The sequence below is a fragment of the Colwellia sp. KS18-150 genome (genome assembly GCF_057551365.1).
The window spans coordinates 1-17,631 of record NZ_BAAJMC010000008.1; the positions used below are offsets into that span (position 1 = coordinate 1).

The window sequence follows — 17,631 nt, forward strand, 5'->3', positions numbered from 1 at the left end:
TTTCTCTTTTAACTTCACAGAGAAGTCATACATCTTGGCTTCATTATCTAAGCCCATTGCTATGTATCGACGTGATTGAAAATCATGATACACCTCAAGAGTAGACCATTGTGTCGGTACTTCATAGTAATTTAAACCATGGGCAACGGCAACTCGGTATAATTCATCACGGTTATCATAGATATCCGCAACTGCTACTTGCCAGCTATCTTCATCAATATAGAAAACACGTTTCTTATATGTATGACGAGTATTCTCTTTCAAGTTAGCCTCAACAACCCAAACTCTGTGCTTTTCATAACGCACTAGATCAGGGTTAATATGGCCTGGTTGTAGGATCTCATCATACTTAACCTTATCACTGTGTAGACGATAGTCGTTATATGGAATTAACAACTCCTGCTTACCTTTAAGTGTCCAGTTATAACGATTTGGTGCACCATTATACATATCAAAATCATCAGTCAACCTTAAGCCATCTGAAGCGCTACCTGGTGCATCATATGCAACATTAGGAGCACGACGAACACGGCGTTGACCTGTGTTATAGGTCCATGCTTGACGTGGTGTTTTGATTTGATCCATTGTTTCATGAACTAATAATGCAGTACCGGCCAAACGTGCTGGCTCAGTCACCTTTTGCTTAAACTTAAACAAAATATTAGTTTTTTCAAGTTCAGATGGTGTTACACCTTTCACGTTATATGGAAGTAATAACTGGTCGTCAAAACCTACATAAGTAAAATTACCTGAAGCTGTTGGTGCCGCTTGGCCACCCTGTCTTACTAGAGCTTCACCACGATATCTAACAATGTGGTTCCAAATAGCTTCAAGACCGTTTGATGGAATTGGAAAAGGGATACCAATCGAGGCATTTTTAATTCCATTGCCATTCTCAACTATTTCAGCTCGTGTAGAATTATCTTTAACGGCTTGGTAAACATGCTCAGGGTAAGAGGCACTACGTCGAGTTTGATACACATCCATTTTAAATGTTTCGGGGTAAGTAGCGAATAATTTCTTTTGACCTGGTGTTAATAAGTCTTTGTATTCTTCTACATTTTTAGATGTGATTGTATATTCAATTTGATCATTAGGATAAGGGTCTAGATGGTGGTCACCAACACTATACCCTGCTGGCGCTTTAGTAATACCGCCCGTCCACTCTGGAATTGAACCATCTTTGTTAGCTGCTTGCACAGCCCCCATAGGTGTTAATTCCTTGCCTAACTTTGCTGCATCTTCAGCAGAAATCTTTGCATTAACCACTGTAGAAGCTAAGGCTACTGATACTGCCAATGTTAAAAAGCTGCTTTTCTTTAAAGTAGCTTTCTTGGAAGCATTAGTGTTAAAAATTTGACTGTTCATAAATATTGCCTTTTTCTAAATTGAGTAACTGATGCTTAAAGATACATAATCACGATCTTCAATCTGGTTGGTAGTACCAACACCATCAAAGAAGCTGTTGTAGTTTATATCTGCTTTCCATTTACTTTGATAATCAAAGCTTAAACCTAGTGCCACAGATTTTCTATCTTCAACAAATAAGAATAATGGATCAGGTGTTATACCGCTGACATCATGTGAAAACACAACGCGAGGTGACATATTTACACCTGAAAATACATTTGAATAATCAAGCTTAGCCACAACTCTATATCCCCAAGCAAAATCAGTTGGGAATGGATTGGTTTCAACACCATTTTGTACTGGTAATTCAAGACCTGGAGCAGAAGCGATACCACCACTACGTGCTGTACCTGGGCCATTTAAACGTAAATCACTTTCATCTGGCATATCATTTATATTGATACCGCCAACTTCAATTAAACCTGTTAATTGGCTAGCGCCTAGACTCGGGCCAAAAAGGTGAGTTAATGTCATTTGCGCTTGAATCGTATCAGATAAAATGAAACCATTAGCGGTAACACCCGACTCAAATGGTTGTCCAGTATTTGGATCATTTAGCTGTGAGATATTATCTAATTCAGGACTTATACCAGCATTTGCCAGTTGTTGTGGCATAGCTGCAAACAACAATTCAACATCATCAATTTGTAATGGCTCATCTTGACGGTAGCTGATTTCACCAGCAACAGCAGTTGTGCCAACAGTGGTGTTAAAGCTTAAAGCGTACATAGCAATATCTTCAGGATATTGTAGTTTTACTTGCGAAAACACTGATAAATTATCATACAAGTTTTCTTCTGTAACAGTATTCGAAGCCAAGTAAGCAAGATCACTGCCGATAGTTTCTGCATTGAAATCTGCAGTAACACCAGCAAAAATAGGTCTACGACTATGATAATTAACATAGTATAAACTTAATTCTGTATCGTTTAACTCAGGAAGATACCAAGAAAGACGTAAACCATATTGCCCACCATCTTCAGGTTCCCACTCAGCTGATTTCCCCGGAGAACGTAAAGTCACTTTTGTCGGGTAAGCTAGATAAGCTGAGCCAGCTGCAGCCATCAATTCAGGGACACCTGAACTCATCATTGCACCAATCTCGTTAAGACCAGCCATTAGTGTGGTTACATCTATATCTGGGTTACCAGAAAAGCCAAGCTGAACGTTATTGTTATTACCACCATCACCAGCAAAATCATTCGTTGAGAAATAACTACCCGGTGGTGGTAAAACTGTTTTTTCCCAAGAATATTGATAAAAAGCTTCAATATTGATGTTTTCAGTAACACCTAAAGATGCCCAAAGTGCTCCAAAAGGAATAAAAGCTTCTTTTAACTCAGCACCAGGTGCTTTCAAGCGTGCAATATCTACTGGGTTAATTTCACTGATACCATGACCAATAAGAGTACTTTCGCCCCAGCTAATTACCTGTTGACCCACGCGAACTGAAAATGGCATATCGCCGATATCAAAATTACCATACACATAGGCATCTAGAAGACGGACATCTGTACAGACTTGTTCTTTAGCTTCGCTATCATCACAAGGGTTGTTAACTTCACCGCTAATTTGGTTATTCCAATCACGATCACTATCCATCATGGCAAAGTCATAGTAGTACATACCACGAACAAAAATCCCCATACCATTATAATGGACATCTAATTCATGTGTACCTTTAATAAGTTGTGAAAAAGCTTCGCCAGCATCGTAATTTAAATTACCATTATCACCATTGGTTGAATAGCTTCCCGCTCCTTGCCAAACAGTGGCACTAGTAGGGTTAGGATTGGTGACAGCATTATAATTACTAAAATCAAAACCATTGTTAAGGTTATTGGCTTTAGCAACATTATCATTCCAGTTTCTATTTTCAGTTCGCCAGCTTGAGCCGACACTAAAAGTTGAATCGAAGCTAACTTCTACATCACCAAAATCCCACCTTGCGGCTTGTGAACTTAAGCTTGTTGTTAGTAAAGTCATGGAAAGTGCAGCGGCAACACCTATTGAAATAGGTTTTTTGCTAAAACTGCGCGGGCTATTCATCATTTGTTTTCTCCCCGGTAGCGAATCAAGACACATTGTTCGTTTGGTTATTATCTAGCGTATAATTGTGACTTAACATCATTATTATTTTATTTATTTCTCTACTATTGTAGATTTATCAATAATTGCATCATTTGACTGGTCTGGCAAGTCAAAAAGTAATAGTTAAGCCTCTGTATTTTAATGACTTGCATTTATCATATTCGATAAAATACGTCTCTGTTTAAAACTAGCGTTTAAATTCAAATAATGCAAAAAAAGTTTAATACCACTAAGTTAATGAAATAACACTTGTTTACTTAAATATTAATATTTTAAATCACGACATGATGGTCAGACCACTGTTTAAAGCTATTACTCTAACAGGGGTTGCTTAAAGAAATTTATTTAAGTTGAGAGAGGGATAAAAATTTTTTATTTTCTGTGTGTAGGCAAAAATAGCCGTTTATTCCATCACTTTTGAGGTATGGTCTCATATGCATTGCCGGAAACTGTAAACGTTCTCCTTTAGTACTAGTAACAACAATAGTATTTGCTGTACCTTGATAGTAAGGTAAAAATTCTTGCGCTGACATGTTAATAACAAAGTAATATTTCATGGGATATAATAAACGTTGAAGCGTTAATGACCGAGTTACTCAATGATATAATACAAAGAGTAACTCTTTCTACTTTAGCCTAATGTTGCTGTCAGTTTTTCTTGTAAGTCTTTACTCAAGTTTGGTAAAGCTTGCAGTTTAATTAACTCCGTTTTCATCAGGTTTTGGTTGGTTACTGCAAAGCTTTTAAATTGAATTAACGGCGTTAACAGTCTTGAGGCGACTTGAGGATTTATATCATTTAGTTTAGCAATATATTTAGCCAAAAATTGATACCCCCTCCCCGTTGAACAATGAAAATACTCAGGGTTGTTCATTGCAAATGCCCCGATCAATGCTCGAGCACGGTTTGGATTCTTTAAGCTAAAATCACTATGATTCTCTAATTCTTCTAATTTTGAAAAGATCTCTGAAGTATTTTGACTAGCGGCAAGAGAAAACCACTTGTCCATTACCAGTGTTGAGTTTTGCCATTGCTGCTCAAAAGCCTGTAACTGTGTAGTTAAACAACTCAAGTTATTTGTAGCTGAACATTTAAGTGCAGCTAAGGAGTCAGTCATGTTGTCAGCATGATTAAACTGACTGATCACCAATTGCTCATATTGAGTTAACGACGATAGATATAACAGGCAAGTATTTTTTAATGCTCTGTTAGCTGTTCTTTCAGCTTCTGTGACATTATATTGATTTAATCTAGTGACACACAATTCAAACCTCTCAAGTAGCTTACTCTCAAGCTTTTGAGTAATGAATTGGCTTAACGTTTTTATCGCTTTAATTAAGGCTAAAGGCTGAACTTGCTCAATTAAATCTGCAGCTTCATCAAAGCTAGGTAATACAAGCTGCTCTGCGATGAATGCGGCATCATCATTACTGGTTAAGACATCACCAAAGCAAGTAATTAATTGCTCAGGAATTTCAAATCCAGGGTTTGCAATAAGCGTTTTAATGGTAGACATTAACAATTTTTGCCCTGCGTCCCATCGACTAAAACTATTATCAGCTTTACTGACTATAGTTAGTAAACTTTCATCATCTTGCACAAAATTCACTTTTACTGGCGCAGTAAAGTCAGCGAGTAAGGCTAAAGTAGGTTTAGAAGTAAATGTTGAAAACTCCCAGCTTTGACTATCATTAGTTAATTCAATAAGTTGAGACTGATTCTGTGTTAAATCATCAGAATTTATCAACTCTATTTTTAGCGGGATATGAAGCGCTTGTGGATTAGTCTGAGTTATTGTTACTGGTGACTGTTGTGCTAATGTTAAATGGTATATACCTGTAACTTCGTCAAAGCTTTCTTGAACTCTTATTGATGGCGTACCTGATTGACTATACCAACGTTTAAATTGTGTCAAATCTTTTCCTGTAGCATCACTCATAGCATTAACAAAATCATCGCAAGTCACAGCCATACCATCAAAGCGTTTAAAGTATAAATCCATTCCCGCTCTAAAACCGTCTTTACCTAACAAAGTATGTAGCATTCGAATAACTTCAGAGCCTTTTTCGTACACGGTTAACGTGTAAAAGTTATTCATCTCTAACACTTGTTCTGGCCTAATAGGATGTGCCATTGGGCCTGCATCTTCAGCAAATTGTTGTGAGCGTAGTACTCTAACATTTTGAATACGAGTTACCGCACTTGAGTGCATATCAGCACTGAATTGTTGATCACGAAAAACCGTTAGACCTTCTTTTAAACTCAGTTGAAACCAGTCTCGACAGGTGACTCTGTTCCCGGTCCAGTTATGAAAATATTCATGTGCGATAACCGCTTCAATATTAAAATAATCGGTATCGGTGGCTGAAGCTTTATCTGCCAAAACGTATTTACTGTTAAATACATTAAGGCCTTTGTTTTCCATTGCCCCCATATTGAAAAAATCAACGGCGACGATCATGTAAATATCAAGATCATATTCTAAATTAAATGTTTGCTCATCCCATGCCATAGATTTCTTCAACGAAGTCATGGCATGCTCTGCTTTAGATAAATTACCTTGATCAACAAAAATCTCAAGTGCAACTTCTCGTCCTGAGCTAGTTTTATAGGAGTCAGAAAGCAGATCAAACTTACCTGCTACTAACGCAAATAAATAACAAGGTTTTGGAAATGGGTCATGCCAAGTAACAAAGTGCTTATTATCCGTTAAATCACCTTGATCAATTTTGTTACCATTAGAAAGCAAATAAGGATACAGTTCTTTGTCAGCAATAACTTTAGTGGTAAACGTTGCCATTACATCGGGTCTATCAAGGTAATAGCTTATTCTTCTAAACCCTTCAGCTTCACATTGTGTACAAAAAGCGTCTCCTGATTTAAACAAACCTTCCAAAGAAGTGTTTTCTACTGGGTTTATTTCAGTAACAATAGTTAATTGAAAGCTCGTTTCTTTGGTTGTTAACGATAGACTGTTATCTGTTAATTGATACTGCTCTGTTGATAACTGTTGGCCATTGATGGCAACAGAAATTAATTTAAGCTGTTCGCCATCAAGGACTAAAGTTGCTTGTTCTTCTTTGTCAGTACTCTCCTGCCTCTTAACGATCATTTCATTCGTTACTTGAGTAGCGTTATCTATTAAATAAAAAGTTAAGTTAACTGTTTCAATGGTAAAAAGTGCTGGACGATAATCAGCAAGAAATCGAGAAGTAGATTGAGTCATATATGATCCACAGTAAGAGTTTTACCCACCAAATGGTGGGTTTGAAAATGAAAAATTATTGTTTGCTATTCAGCATTTTTATCTTAAAGCCTGTATAAGCATAAATTACAGCGATTATCGGATTGATTAAGTTAAAAAAGCAGTAAAAAATATAATCATAAGAGCTTAATGCTAAAGCGCCGAACATAAATGCGCCACAAGTATTCCAAGGAATTAAAGGGGAAGTAATGGTTCCTGAATCTTCCAATGTTCTACTTAGTACCGTTGGATGTAAACCTCGACGGTGAAACTCTTCTTTAAACATACGGCCTGGCATAACAATAGCCATATATTGATCGGCAGTGATAAGGTTTGTTCCAATACAAGTAACTATAGTGCTAGTAATTAAACTACCAATAGATTTAGCCGTTTTCAATATCGTTTCAACAAACTTAGCTAACATGCCAAAATGCTCAAGTACCGCACCAAAACTTAATGCACATATCACTAACCAAATAGTGTTTAACATGCTCGACATGCCGCCACGACTCAGTAATTCATCAATTTCATTATTACCGGTATTAACCACAACGCCATCAAAGAATGCGGTCCAGATCACTGTAATATAAGCTGCAACATTGCTTATACCTTCTTTAGCCATAGTAGCAATTAATTCTTGTTGAAATATTGCCGCCCAAATACCACCAATAATTGCGCCAATAGCTACAGCAGGAAATGCTGGCATTTTCTTATAGGCTAAAGCGAGTAAGATCACTAACGGAATTAAGTTGAGTATTGAAATATTGTAAGTTGATTCAAGAGTCGAAGTCAGTGCTTTTATACTTTCAGTATTACCACCTGCAGCCGATGAATGATCAAAGCCAATAATTAAAAACAGCACTAGTGCAATAGAAATTGAAGGTACCGTAGTTAAGAGCATATAACGTATATGTTCAAAAAGTTCACTACCTGCCACTGCTGGAGCAAGGTTTGTTGTTTCTGAAAGTGGTGATAACTTATCACCAAAATAAGCACCAGAGATCACGGCACCAGCAGTCACAGAAGTAGATAAGTCAAAACCATTCGATATACCGATAAAAGCAACACCTACAGTAGCAGCAGTTGTCCAAGAGCTACCAATACTCATGGCAACAATTCCACAGACAATACAACAAGCAGCATAGAACCAACTCGGATCAATAATCTGTAAACCATAATAAATCATCGTAGGAACAGTACCTGATAACAACCAAGTTCCTATCAGGGCACCAACAGTTAATAGTATTAATATTGCACCGAGAGAAATTGAAATACCGTTTACAATCGCTTTTTCAATATCATGCCATTTATAACCATTTTTCATGCCGATAACGATGGCTATTCCCATTGCTAATAATAAAGATATTTGGTTAGGGCCGTAGGATGAGTTGTCAGCAAAATAACTTACTGAAGCAGTTAGCATAATCACTAACGCTATCAATGGAATCAATGCATCGAGCATACTTGGCGCTTTAATATTGCTGGTAATATTATTTTTTGATGGGGCTTGCTTAGACATATTCTGCAGTTAACCTTGTTATCATTATTATAGTAAGTATAGAGGTCTCTTATACTCTGTGTATTATTATATTTATTCTGTTTTTTTACATAAAAAATAATTCGTAAGATACAATAAAGCCGCCATATAGGCGGCTTTATTGTCTAAGTAAATTTACTTTTTAGCAACTTTACCTAAACTCACTAAGTCGAAAGTAATACGAGCCGTTTCATCTAAAAACGGGTCAAGCTCATCAAGCTCATCAGGTAAATCATCTAATGACTCAACCTTCTCTTTCCCCATTCGTGATAAGCGTTCGTTTGCTCTAATTAGCTGCTTAGCTTTGCGTTCTTCTCGCTTTTCTTTGCGAACATCGACATTTAGCGAAACGAAATTATCATCCTTTTCTGCTTTATATTTTTCAATGTCGGTTAGTAAATAGTTAAATTCAGCATTTTCTTTAATACGATTTTGATAAAGTGAGGTTAAATAAGATACATCAGAATTTACATCATTTAACTTACTATATTGAGCTTTATCAATACTATCCCAAGGTAGAGCATTCTCTTCTTTACTCTCACCCCAATCTTCTGGGTCAACCGCAGTTGGGAACGCAATATCAGGTAAAACGCCTTTATGTTGTGTGCTACCACCGTTTATTCGATAAAATTTAGCGATAGTGTATTGAATACTGCCAAGAGGATTCTCATATAAATCATAAACTCGTCCAAGACCTCTATGCTGCTGAACAGTACCTTTACCAAAAGTATGCTCACCAATAATGATACCTCGACCATAATCTTGAATTGCTGCAGCAAAGATTTCAGAGGCTGAAGCACTATATCTGTCTACCATTACCGTTAATGGACCATCATAGTAACTAATACCATCTCTATCACGATGAACATCTACTCGATCAGCGCTATTTCGAATCTGTACGACAGGACCTTTATCAATAAATAACCCTGTTAGTAGTGTAGCTTCTGGTAGAGAGCCACCACCATTACCACGTAAATCAATAACAATGCCCTGCACTTCTTGCTCTTTAAGCTTGTCTATTTCTTTTTTTACATCACGGGATAAATTGTTATAGAAACTAGGTATGGTAATGACACCTAATTTTTTAGTATTTAGACTGGCTTGTTCATCGGTAACTGTTTCACCAATGCCTTCATAATAAACTTCAGATTTAGCAGCTCTATCTTCTAATTTTATTTTGTCACGAACGATAGTTACAACTTTAATGTTAGCTTCATCATCAGACTCACCTGATAAAACTTGTAAACGTACGGTTGTTCCTTTAGGTCCTTTAATTTTTTCTACAACATCGTCTAACCGCCAACCAATCACATCTTCAAATTCTTTATCATCTTGTGCAACACCAACAATACGATCTTTAGCTTTAAGTTGTTTTGACTTATCTGCAGGTCCACCGGTAACAATACTTTGAATAACCGTATAATCTTCTTCGGCACGTAATACAGCACCAATCCCTTCAAGGGATAAGTTCATATCCATTTGAAAGCGTTCAGCATTTCGAGGTGATAAATAAGAGGTATGCGGTTCAACGACACGTGCAAAACTATTCATAACAAGCTGAAAGACATCTTCACTTTCACTTTGCTTTAATCGTTTTATGGCGTATTTATAGCGTTTTGTAAGAACTTCTTTAACTTTTGGCCATTCTTTACCAGTTAGCACTAGATTTAATGAATCTGATTTAACTTTTAATCGCCACAATTCATCCAATTCGGCTTCAGATGTTGGCCATGGCGCATCTTCTCTGTCGTAGTAGTACACTTCATCTTTGGTAAAATCAAAGGGAGACTTTTCATCTTCACCTGAATTAGATTCTAATAAAGATAATGCATATTGATAGCGCTCAAGGCGACGTTGCATATTTAAATTATAGATATCATAGGCAAGCGATAATTTTCCTCGAGCAAATACATCATCGAACTCTAGGCTTCGTTTACCGTATTCAGTGATGTCGGAGGCAAGGAATACATTACGGGAGTAATCTAATTGCTTGATAAAGCGATCAAATACCTCTTGAGATAATTCATCGCTTATTTTTACTTTCTTATAGTGGCCACGAGTAAAACGCGCTGTAATTCGTTTACTTGCTGTTGCATGCTGGCTCTGTGGAGCTAATATCGGTAACGGTGTATCACTAGTATCTTCAAGAGCAAAAGAGCTAAGGCTAGAAAAAGATAGTCCAACGGAAACGGAAACGGCTAGTGCGATACGACAAAGTTTTTGCATGCAAGTTACTCCAAACTTTACTTGAGAATTTATATTAACGTTAAAAACTGTTAAACAGGCTAAATATATAGCCTGTAGTAAAGCTAACTATATATATTTTTCATTTGTGTTTTAATAACCATGCCAGAATCTAGCTGAACACTAATGTCTTTTCCTGCTATTTCAGTAATGGTGGCGTTCATTGGAGAATTGCCCAATTGAACTTTTACCTGACTACCTACACTTATTGTAGCTGATTCAACTGGTTTTAACGGAGGTAAATCTTTTTTCACTGTTTTACGCTGTGTAGATTTAACTGATTTAAACTTGGCAGAATCTTTCTTTTCTGAATTAGCGCCTTTAACAGTATTACCTTTATAGGTTTTTTTAGCGCCTTTGTCTTGTTCTTTTTTGTTACCAAATTTTTCTTGGCTATCTTTTAATGTTTTACTCGCATAATTTGCTTGCTCTTCATCAATTTCTGCCACTTCATTGCCATCAATATCGACCCTAGAGACGCCAACTTTAACAGCCTTTAAGTATCTCCAGCTGCTAGTATAGTGTCTTAGCGCTTGACGTAGACGAGTTTTACTCACCGTTTCATCGTCGTTTAGCTTTTCTGCTAAGTCTTGAAATATGCCAATTTTTAAGGGCTTAACCTTACCTTTCACTGAAAAGCATTCAGGAAATTTTTCAGTTAAATAATTTATTATGTCTTTGGTGCTTATACGTTTTATTTCAGTTTCCATAAATACATCTTTTACAGTTTTAGTTAAATTAGGTTATATCAATATTAAATTAATAATCTTGTTGTTGAAGGTGTTGTTCTCGATTTTCTAAAAGATGTCGACACCAATCATAAATATCTTCACTTTCTACATCAGGTAATACTTCTTGTCCAATCCATGCATCCCAGACTAATGCCAGTAACTGTTCCAATTCTTCAGTATTAATATCTTCTTCAGCTAGGTCATATAAGGTGTGATAAATTTCATTGACCTTTTCGGCAACCGTTTCTTCTTGCCCTTCCCAGTCACCAACAATTGCTTCAGTGACTAGATAGTCATGGATAACAACAAACTCTTTCATTACTTAGTTCTCTATACTTGTTGCTAAGCTTGGTTTTGCGCAAATGCATCAACAATGATTTCCAAACCATGCTGATCATCTTCGTCGAAACGTGCAAAACTAGTGCTATCAATGTCTAATACGGCAATTATATCATCGTTAACTTTGACGGGGATAACAATTTCTGAATTTGTTGATGCATCACAGGCAATATGGCCTTGGAATTCATGTACATCGGAAACCCTTTGTGTGGTTGCCTCTGAAACAGCAGTCCCACAAACGCCTTTACCTAAGGGGATACGGATACAAGCAACCTTGCCTTGAAAAGGGCCTAAAACGAGCTCTTGATTAACTACGCGGTAAAATCCAACCCAGTTAACTTGTTCTAGAGCATCAAAAAGCAATGCACTAATATTGGCCATATTGGCAATAAGATCTGGTTCATCAGCAATTAACGCTTGAACTTGCGTTAATAATTCTTGATAAAATGTTGTTTTGCTTAGCAAGTAAATAGTCCTAAATGCTCATATCTTAAAAACGCATAACATACCTTGAAAACAAGTATAGTTAAAGCTTTATCCATGATAAAAGCTAAAAACTATTCTTTGACGCTATATTTAAGCAAAACCGTCGCAGTAATATCGGTATTTTTCCTTTGGTTATGAAGTGATGATGTGCCAATGGCCGATGTAGTCGTTTCATTTACTTCTTTATAAGTATTATGACTTAATTCTTTTAAGTATATTATTTTATCCAAACTCACCCCTAGCTGATTAGCCAGTTCCATGGCTTTTTGTTTGGCATTATCGGTTGCCGTAGTTAAAGCTTGTTGATAAAGTTTTTCACTATCTGATTCAGAGATTGTAGTTGGCGAAATACGTTCAACTCCCATTTTTATTACTTTACTAAAAAACTCATCATAACTAGTGGCGTTAGAGAAATTTACAGTTATAGTTCGACTTAACTCAAAGTTTTGTATTCTATCCGCTGATTTATCGACAAATTCCCCACCAATATAAACCTTACCTCGATTATGCTGCGGTAATTTTTGGTTAACTTCCACACCCTGTATATATAGTGATGAAGAGTCATCTACTGTTTGTAAGATTATTTCAGTTGCTTGTATATCATTTTTAGGTATATCAAGAGCAATTGCCATATTAACTATTTGCTCACTTTTACTTTCAATAAAAGCTCGAATTTTACTCACATTACGACCCGTTTGAACAACATCAAGAGTAATTGATTGTAGCTCTTGTTGTGGATGCACTGTTGCTTGCCCTTTAACTTCAATAACATTGCCATCAAATGTTGCAGCAAGAACATTTACAGGGTTATTCAAGGTAAAAGCTAATAAATAAAACACCACACATTGTAATTTATTCATATTTAGCCCTAATGAGAATATTTATTGGGTGAGTATAAACTCTTTGAATTTCGATTTTTCAACATCAGATGCATGTTGCCACCAATACTTTAGCATAGTAAAAGAATTGATGGCTGTGTCACTGCTATTAGCATTTAGCTGCTTATTATCTGTTTTATTTAGTACTGACGAGGTTTTGTTAGTTTCTTGCTGGCTATTAACAAGGGGATTTTTTTCACTCGGCGATGTATATGATGCCACTGCAATATTAACTTGCTTAGCAAGTTTATAATCATCAAGTTCGATAAGCTCAAGTTTAACTTTTCGGTTGTTTACATCACTTAAGTATAACTGGGGGGATTTAGCAAAACGCTCTGCTTGAGATAAACTCTTAATATCTGATGTTATTAAGTTGACTTTTTGCTCTGAGCCTATAGTAAATTTAACAACAAATTCTTTTGATTCTACAACTCTTTCTTCTGCAAATTCTATATCTTCATAAACATCTTTATAGCGGAGCACTACACTATGCTCTCCTTGATCTAAATTAAATGTCGATTTATTTCCAATAAATCCATGCTCCACGGTTTTGTCATCTATCGCGCTAATAATAAGCGCATCAGCGACGGTCATTGTCGTTGCATGTAACGTTAGAGGAAGTAAAGCAGTCAATATCACAAGAGCCACTAAATAAAAAAACCTAGCCACAATATAAATCCTTATTAAATATTTAATATCGTTAAAGGTTATTTATAAACTGACTAGGCTTTAATGCAAAGCAAAATATTGAATTACTAGCCTAAAGTACTAGAGACAAATTAAAAACTATCTTCAGGGATACGAACCCAACCTTCCATTAAAATACGAGCACTACGACTCATGGAGACTTTTTTAACAGTCCATCTGCCAGATACTTCAAGTGCTTGAGCGCCCACCTTTAGCGTTCCCGATGGATGACCAAATACCACATCATCTCCCACTTTTGAGCCCTTTGATAAATTAACAAGCGTACCTGGGATAGCTGCCGCGGTGCCAATGGCAACCGCGGCTGTTCCCATCATTGCATGATGTAGTTTTCCCATTGATAAAGCGCGTACATGCAAATCAATTTCATTTTCTGATATTAGCTTATTACTCGAGGTAATATAATCTTGAGCAGGTGAAACAAACGCTATTTTTGGGGTATGTTGACGCTGCTTTGCTTCTGATACATCACTAATCAATCCCATTTTAATAGCGCCATGCGCACGAATAGTTTCAAAACGAGCTAAGGCCTCCTCATCAGAATTAATTACGTCCTGTAACTCAGTACCCGTATAGCCAATATCAGCAGCATTTAAGAAGATGGTAGGAATACCAGCGTTAATCATAGTGACGTTGAAACAGCCAATACCTGGCACATTAAGCTCATCGGTAACATTCCCTGTCGGGAACATTGCCTCATTAGGATCAACAGGCTCTATAAACTCGACGGGTACTTCTGCAGCGGGAAAAGTAACACCATCAAGTTCAAAATCACCTGTCTCTTGCACTTCTCCGTTGGTTATTGGCACTTGGGCAACAATTGTCTTACCAATATTCTTTTGCCAAATACGTACCGTACAAACGCCGTTATCAGGAATTATCTTGTTATTAACTAATCCACTATTTATTGCGAATGCCCCAACCGCAGCGGTTAAATTGCCACAATTTCCAGACCAGTCTACAAAAGCTTTATCAATAGCAACTTGTCCGAATAAGTAATCTACATCGTGATCAACATCTTCAGATTTAGCAATAATGACTATTTTGCTGGTACTAGAAGTTGCTCCTCCCATACCATCAGTTTGTTTACCGTATGGATCAGGGCTTCCAGTAACGCGTAACAATAGTGCATCACGTGAAGCTCCCGGTTTCTGTGCCTTTAGAGGTAAATCATCAACATTGAAGAAAACACCTTTTGAAGTTCCTCCACGCATGTAAGTGGCTGGCACTTTTATTTGTGGTGATGATTTTTTTACTATGGCAGTCATTAATGAGTCCTTAAAAAATCGTTGGCAAACTTTTGTAAAACACCACCAGCACTATAAACGGAGACTTCTTCTTCAGTATCTAATCGACACTTAACTTTGATAGTTAACTCTTCGCCATTACGACGAGTCATAATAACTTTCATTGTAGCCCCAGGAGCAACCTCACCCTCGACATCGAAAGTTTCACTACCATCAATATGGTAAGTTTGACGTGTGTCGCCTGCTATAAATTCTAAAGGTAAAACCCCCATTCCTACTAAGTTAGTGCGATGGATACGTTCGAAACCTTGCGCAACAATGACTTCAACTCCCGCTAAACGTACACCTTTAGCTGCCCAATCACGTGAAGAGCCTTGACCATAATCTGCACCTGCAATAATAATCAGTGGTTGTTTACGTTCCATGTAGGTTTCAATTGCTTCCCACATTCGCATCTGCTTTCCTTCTGGCTCTACTCGAGCTAAAGAGCCTTGAATGATCTCTCCTTGACTATCACGACACATCTCATTAAATAATTTTGGATTAGCAAATGTAGCTCGTTGCGCCGTTAAATGATCCCCTCTATGGGTAGCATATGAGTTAAAGTCTTCTTCAGGTAAGCCCATTTTATCAAGATATGCACCAGCAGCACTGTTGAGCTGAATAGCATTAGACGGTGACAGATGATCTGTGGTTATATTATCACCAAGAACCGCTAAAGGACGCATTCCTTTCATAGTACGCTCACCCGCTAAAGCGCCTTCCCAATAAGGAGGGCGACGTATATACGTACTTTGTGCTCGCCAGTCATATAAAGGGCTTTCAGCAGGTTCAAATGCACCTAAATCAAACATCGGCGTATATATCTTTTTAAATTGCTCAGGTTTAACGCTCGCTGAAACAATCGTATCGATTTCTTCATCACTAGGCCATAAATCAGCTAAGCGGATATCATTACCTTGAGTGTCTTGTCCTAGAATATCTTTTTCAATATCAAATCGCATAGTTCCTGCAATTGCATAAGCGACTACTAGTGGCGGAGAAGCAAGAAAAGCTTGCTTCGCATAGGGATGAATACGACCGTCAAAGTTTCGATTACCTGATAATACAGCAGTCGTGTATAAATCTCTGTCTATCACTTCTTGTTGAATTTTTGGATCTAATGCACCACTCATACCATTACAAGTGGTACAAGCATAGGCTACGATACCAAAGCCGAGTTTTTCCATCTCGGGCAATAAGCCTGACTCTTCTAAATAGAGCTTAGCTACCTTAGAGCCGGGGGCAAAAGAAGATTTAACCCAAGGTTTACGGGTTAAGCCAAGTTCATTTGCTTTTTTCGCGACTAAACCCGCAGCAACAACATTACGTGGATTAGATGTATTTGTGCAGCTTGTTATTGCTGCAATGATAACTGCGCCATCGGGCATTTCGTCAGCTTCCTGTTGTGATTGATGATCACTTGAGCTGTGTGCAATACCTTGAGTCACTAGATCAGACGTTGCGACTCTACGATGTGGATTAGACGGGCCAGCCATATTTCGGACTACGGTTGATAAATCAAACTCTAAAACACGTTTATATTGCGCTTCTTCTAGATCATCAGCCCAGAGCCCTGTGTGTTTTGCATAATTTTCTACTAATGCTACCTGCTCTGGCTCACGCCCAGTTAAGGTTAAGTAATCAATAGTTTGCTCATCAATATAAAACATCCCAGCCGATGCGCCATATTCTGGCGTCATGTTAGAGATTGTCGCTCTATCGCCAATCGTTAGGTCTTTAGTTCCTTCACCAAAAAATTCTAAATAGCTTGAAACCACTTTAGCTGCACGTAAAAATTCTGTTATGGCTAATACCATGTCAGTCGCGGTTATTCCTGGGTTACGCTTACCGGTAAGTTTTACACCAATAATATTGGGTAAACGCATCATTGAAGGCCTGCCCAACATTACCGTTTCCGCTTCTAAGCCGCCAACACCAATGGCAATTACACCTAAGGCATCAATATGTGGAGTATGGCTATCTGTACCAACACATGTGTCAGGAAATGCTACGCCATCGCGTACTTGAATTACCGGCGACATTTTTTCGAGATTGATTTGATGCATAATGCCATTTCCCGCAGGAATAACATCAACATTTTTAAAGGCTGTTTTGGTCCATTCAATAAAGTGGAACCTATCTTCATTACGCCTATCTTCAATGGCTCTGTTTTTCTCAAAGGCATCACCGTCAAACCCACCATGCTCAACAGCTAAAGAGTGATCGACAATTAGTTGTGTTGGTACAACAGGGTTTACTTTCGCAGGATCGCCACCTTGCTCTGCAATAGCGTCCCTAAGACCTGCCAAATCAACCAATGCAGTTTGTCCTAAAATGTCGTGACATACAACACGAGCTGGATACCAAGGAAAATCTAAATCTTGTTTGCTTTCAATGATTTGTTTTAATGAATCAGTTAGCGTTTCAGTACTACAACGACGGACAAGTTGCTCAGCTAAAACGCGAGATGTATAGGGTAATTTGGCATAGGCGCCAGGACTAATGTCTTCAATTGCTGATCGGGTATCAAAATAATCAACAGTGATACCTCCTGCTTTACAGTTAGGAAGTGGCTTGCGGTAATCGTAATTCATAATTTTTCCAAAATATATTTATCAGCAGTAAACTTCACCAACAACAAGGCTGATATTGCTGGTGAAGTGATTGCTTTATAAGA

Annotated in this window: 13 protein-coding genes; all 13 read right to left on the reverse strand. The window is 37.5% G+C overall.

Features of this window, described 5'->3' with window-relative positions; genetic code table 11:
• The coding region (locus AC27IF_RS11510) for a DUF1329 domain-containing protein (RefSeq protein WP_487054480.1) at nucleotides 1–1,368 on the reverse strand (1,368 nt) is incomplete at its 3' end.
• Nucleotides 1,369–1,383: 15 nt separating this feature from the next.
• A complete protein-coding gene (locus tag AC27IF_RS11515; protein ID WP_487054481.1) occupies nucleotides 1,384–3,462 on the reverse strand; it encodes a DUF1302 domain-containing protein in 2,079 nt (692 codons plus the stop codon).
• 380 nt (nucleotides 3,463–3,842) lie between these two features.
• Nucleotides 3,843–4,058: a DUF2835 domain-containing protein gene (locus tag AC27IF_RS11520; protein ID WP_487054482.1), complete on the reverse strand. Its 216-nt coding sequence runs from the start codon at nucleotides 4,056–4,058 to the stop codon at nucleotides 3,843–3,845.
• 74 nt (nucleotides 4,059–4,132) lie between these two features.
• On the reverse strand, nucleotides 4,133–6,727 hold the full coding sequence (gene pepN, locus AC27IF_RS11525; RefSeq protein WP_487054483.1) for an aminopeptidase N: 2,595 nt from the start codon (nucleotides 6,725–6,727) through the stop codon (nucleotides 4,133–4,135).
• A 55-nt stretch (nucleotides 6,728–6,782) separates the two neighbouring features.
• A complete protein-coding gene (gene nhaC / locus AC27IF_RS11530; RefSeq protein ID WP_487054484.1) occupies nucleotides 6,783–8,264 on the reverse strand; it encodes a Na+/H+ antiporter NhaC in 1,482 nt (493 codons plus the stop codon).
• Between the two features lie 153 nt (nucleotides 8,265–8,417).
• Nucleotides 8,418–10,508: a carboxy terminal-processing peptidase gene (gene prc, locus AC27IF_RS11535; RefSeq protein WP_487054485.1), complete on the reverse strand. Its 2,091-nt coding sequence runs from the start codon at nucleotides 10,506–10,508 to the stop codon at nucleotides 8,418–8,420.
• 83 nt (nucleotides 10,509–10,591) lie between these two features.
• Nucleotides 10,592–11,236: an RNA chaperone ProQ gene (proQ, locus tag AC27IF_RS11540; RefSeq protein ID WP_487054486.1), complete on the reverse strand. Its 645-nt coding sequence runs from the start codon at nucleotides 11,234–11,236 to the stop codon at nucleotides 10,592–10,594.
• Nucleotides 11,237–11,285: 49 nt separating this feature from the next.
• Nucleotides 11,286–11,576, reverse strand: coding sequence for a hypothetical protein (locus tag AC27IF_RS11545; protein WP_487054487.1), 291 nt, complete (start codon nucleotides 11,574–11,576; stop codon nucleotides 11,286–11,288).
• A gap of 23 nt (nucleotides 11,577–11,599) precedes the next feature.
• A complete protein-coding gene (locus AC27IF_RS11550; protein WP_487054488.1) occupies nucleotides 11,600–12,061 on the reverse strand; it encodes a GAF domain-containing protein in 462 nt (153 codons plus the stop codon).
• A gap of 92 nt (nucleotides 12,062–12,153) precedes the next feature.
• Nucleotides 12,154–12,942, reverse strand: a complete 789-nt coding sequence (locus AC27IF_RS11555) for an SIMPL domain-containing protein (RefSeq protein ID WP_487054489.1) — start codon at nucleotides 12,940–12,942, stop codon at nucleotides 12,154–12,156.
• Nucleotides 12,943–12,963: 21 nt separating this feature from the next.
• A complete protein-coding gene (locus tag AC27IF_RS11560; RefSeq protein WP_487054490.1) occupies nucleotides 12,964–13,629 on the reverse strand; it encodes a DUF2057 family protein in 666 nt (221 codons plus the stop codon).
• Between the two features lie 110 nt (nucleotides 13,630–13,739).
• Complete coding sequence (prpF, locus tag AC27IF_RS11565; protein WP_487054491.1) at nucleotides 13,740–14,933, reverse strand: 2-methylaconitate cis-trans isomerase PrpF; 1,194 nt, start codon at nucleotides 14,931–14,933, stop codon at nucleotides 13,740–13,742.
• Entirely contained in the window at nucleotides 14,933–17,548 is a 2,616-nt protein-coding gene (gene acnD, locus AC27IF_RS11570) for a Fe/S-dependent 2-methylisocitrate dehydratase AcnD (protein WP_487054492.1), read from the reverse strand. The genes prpF and acnD overlap by 1 nt, the downstream gene beginning before the upstream one ends.
• Nucleotides 17,549–17,631 lie beyond the last annotated feature (83 nt).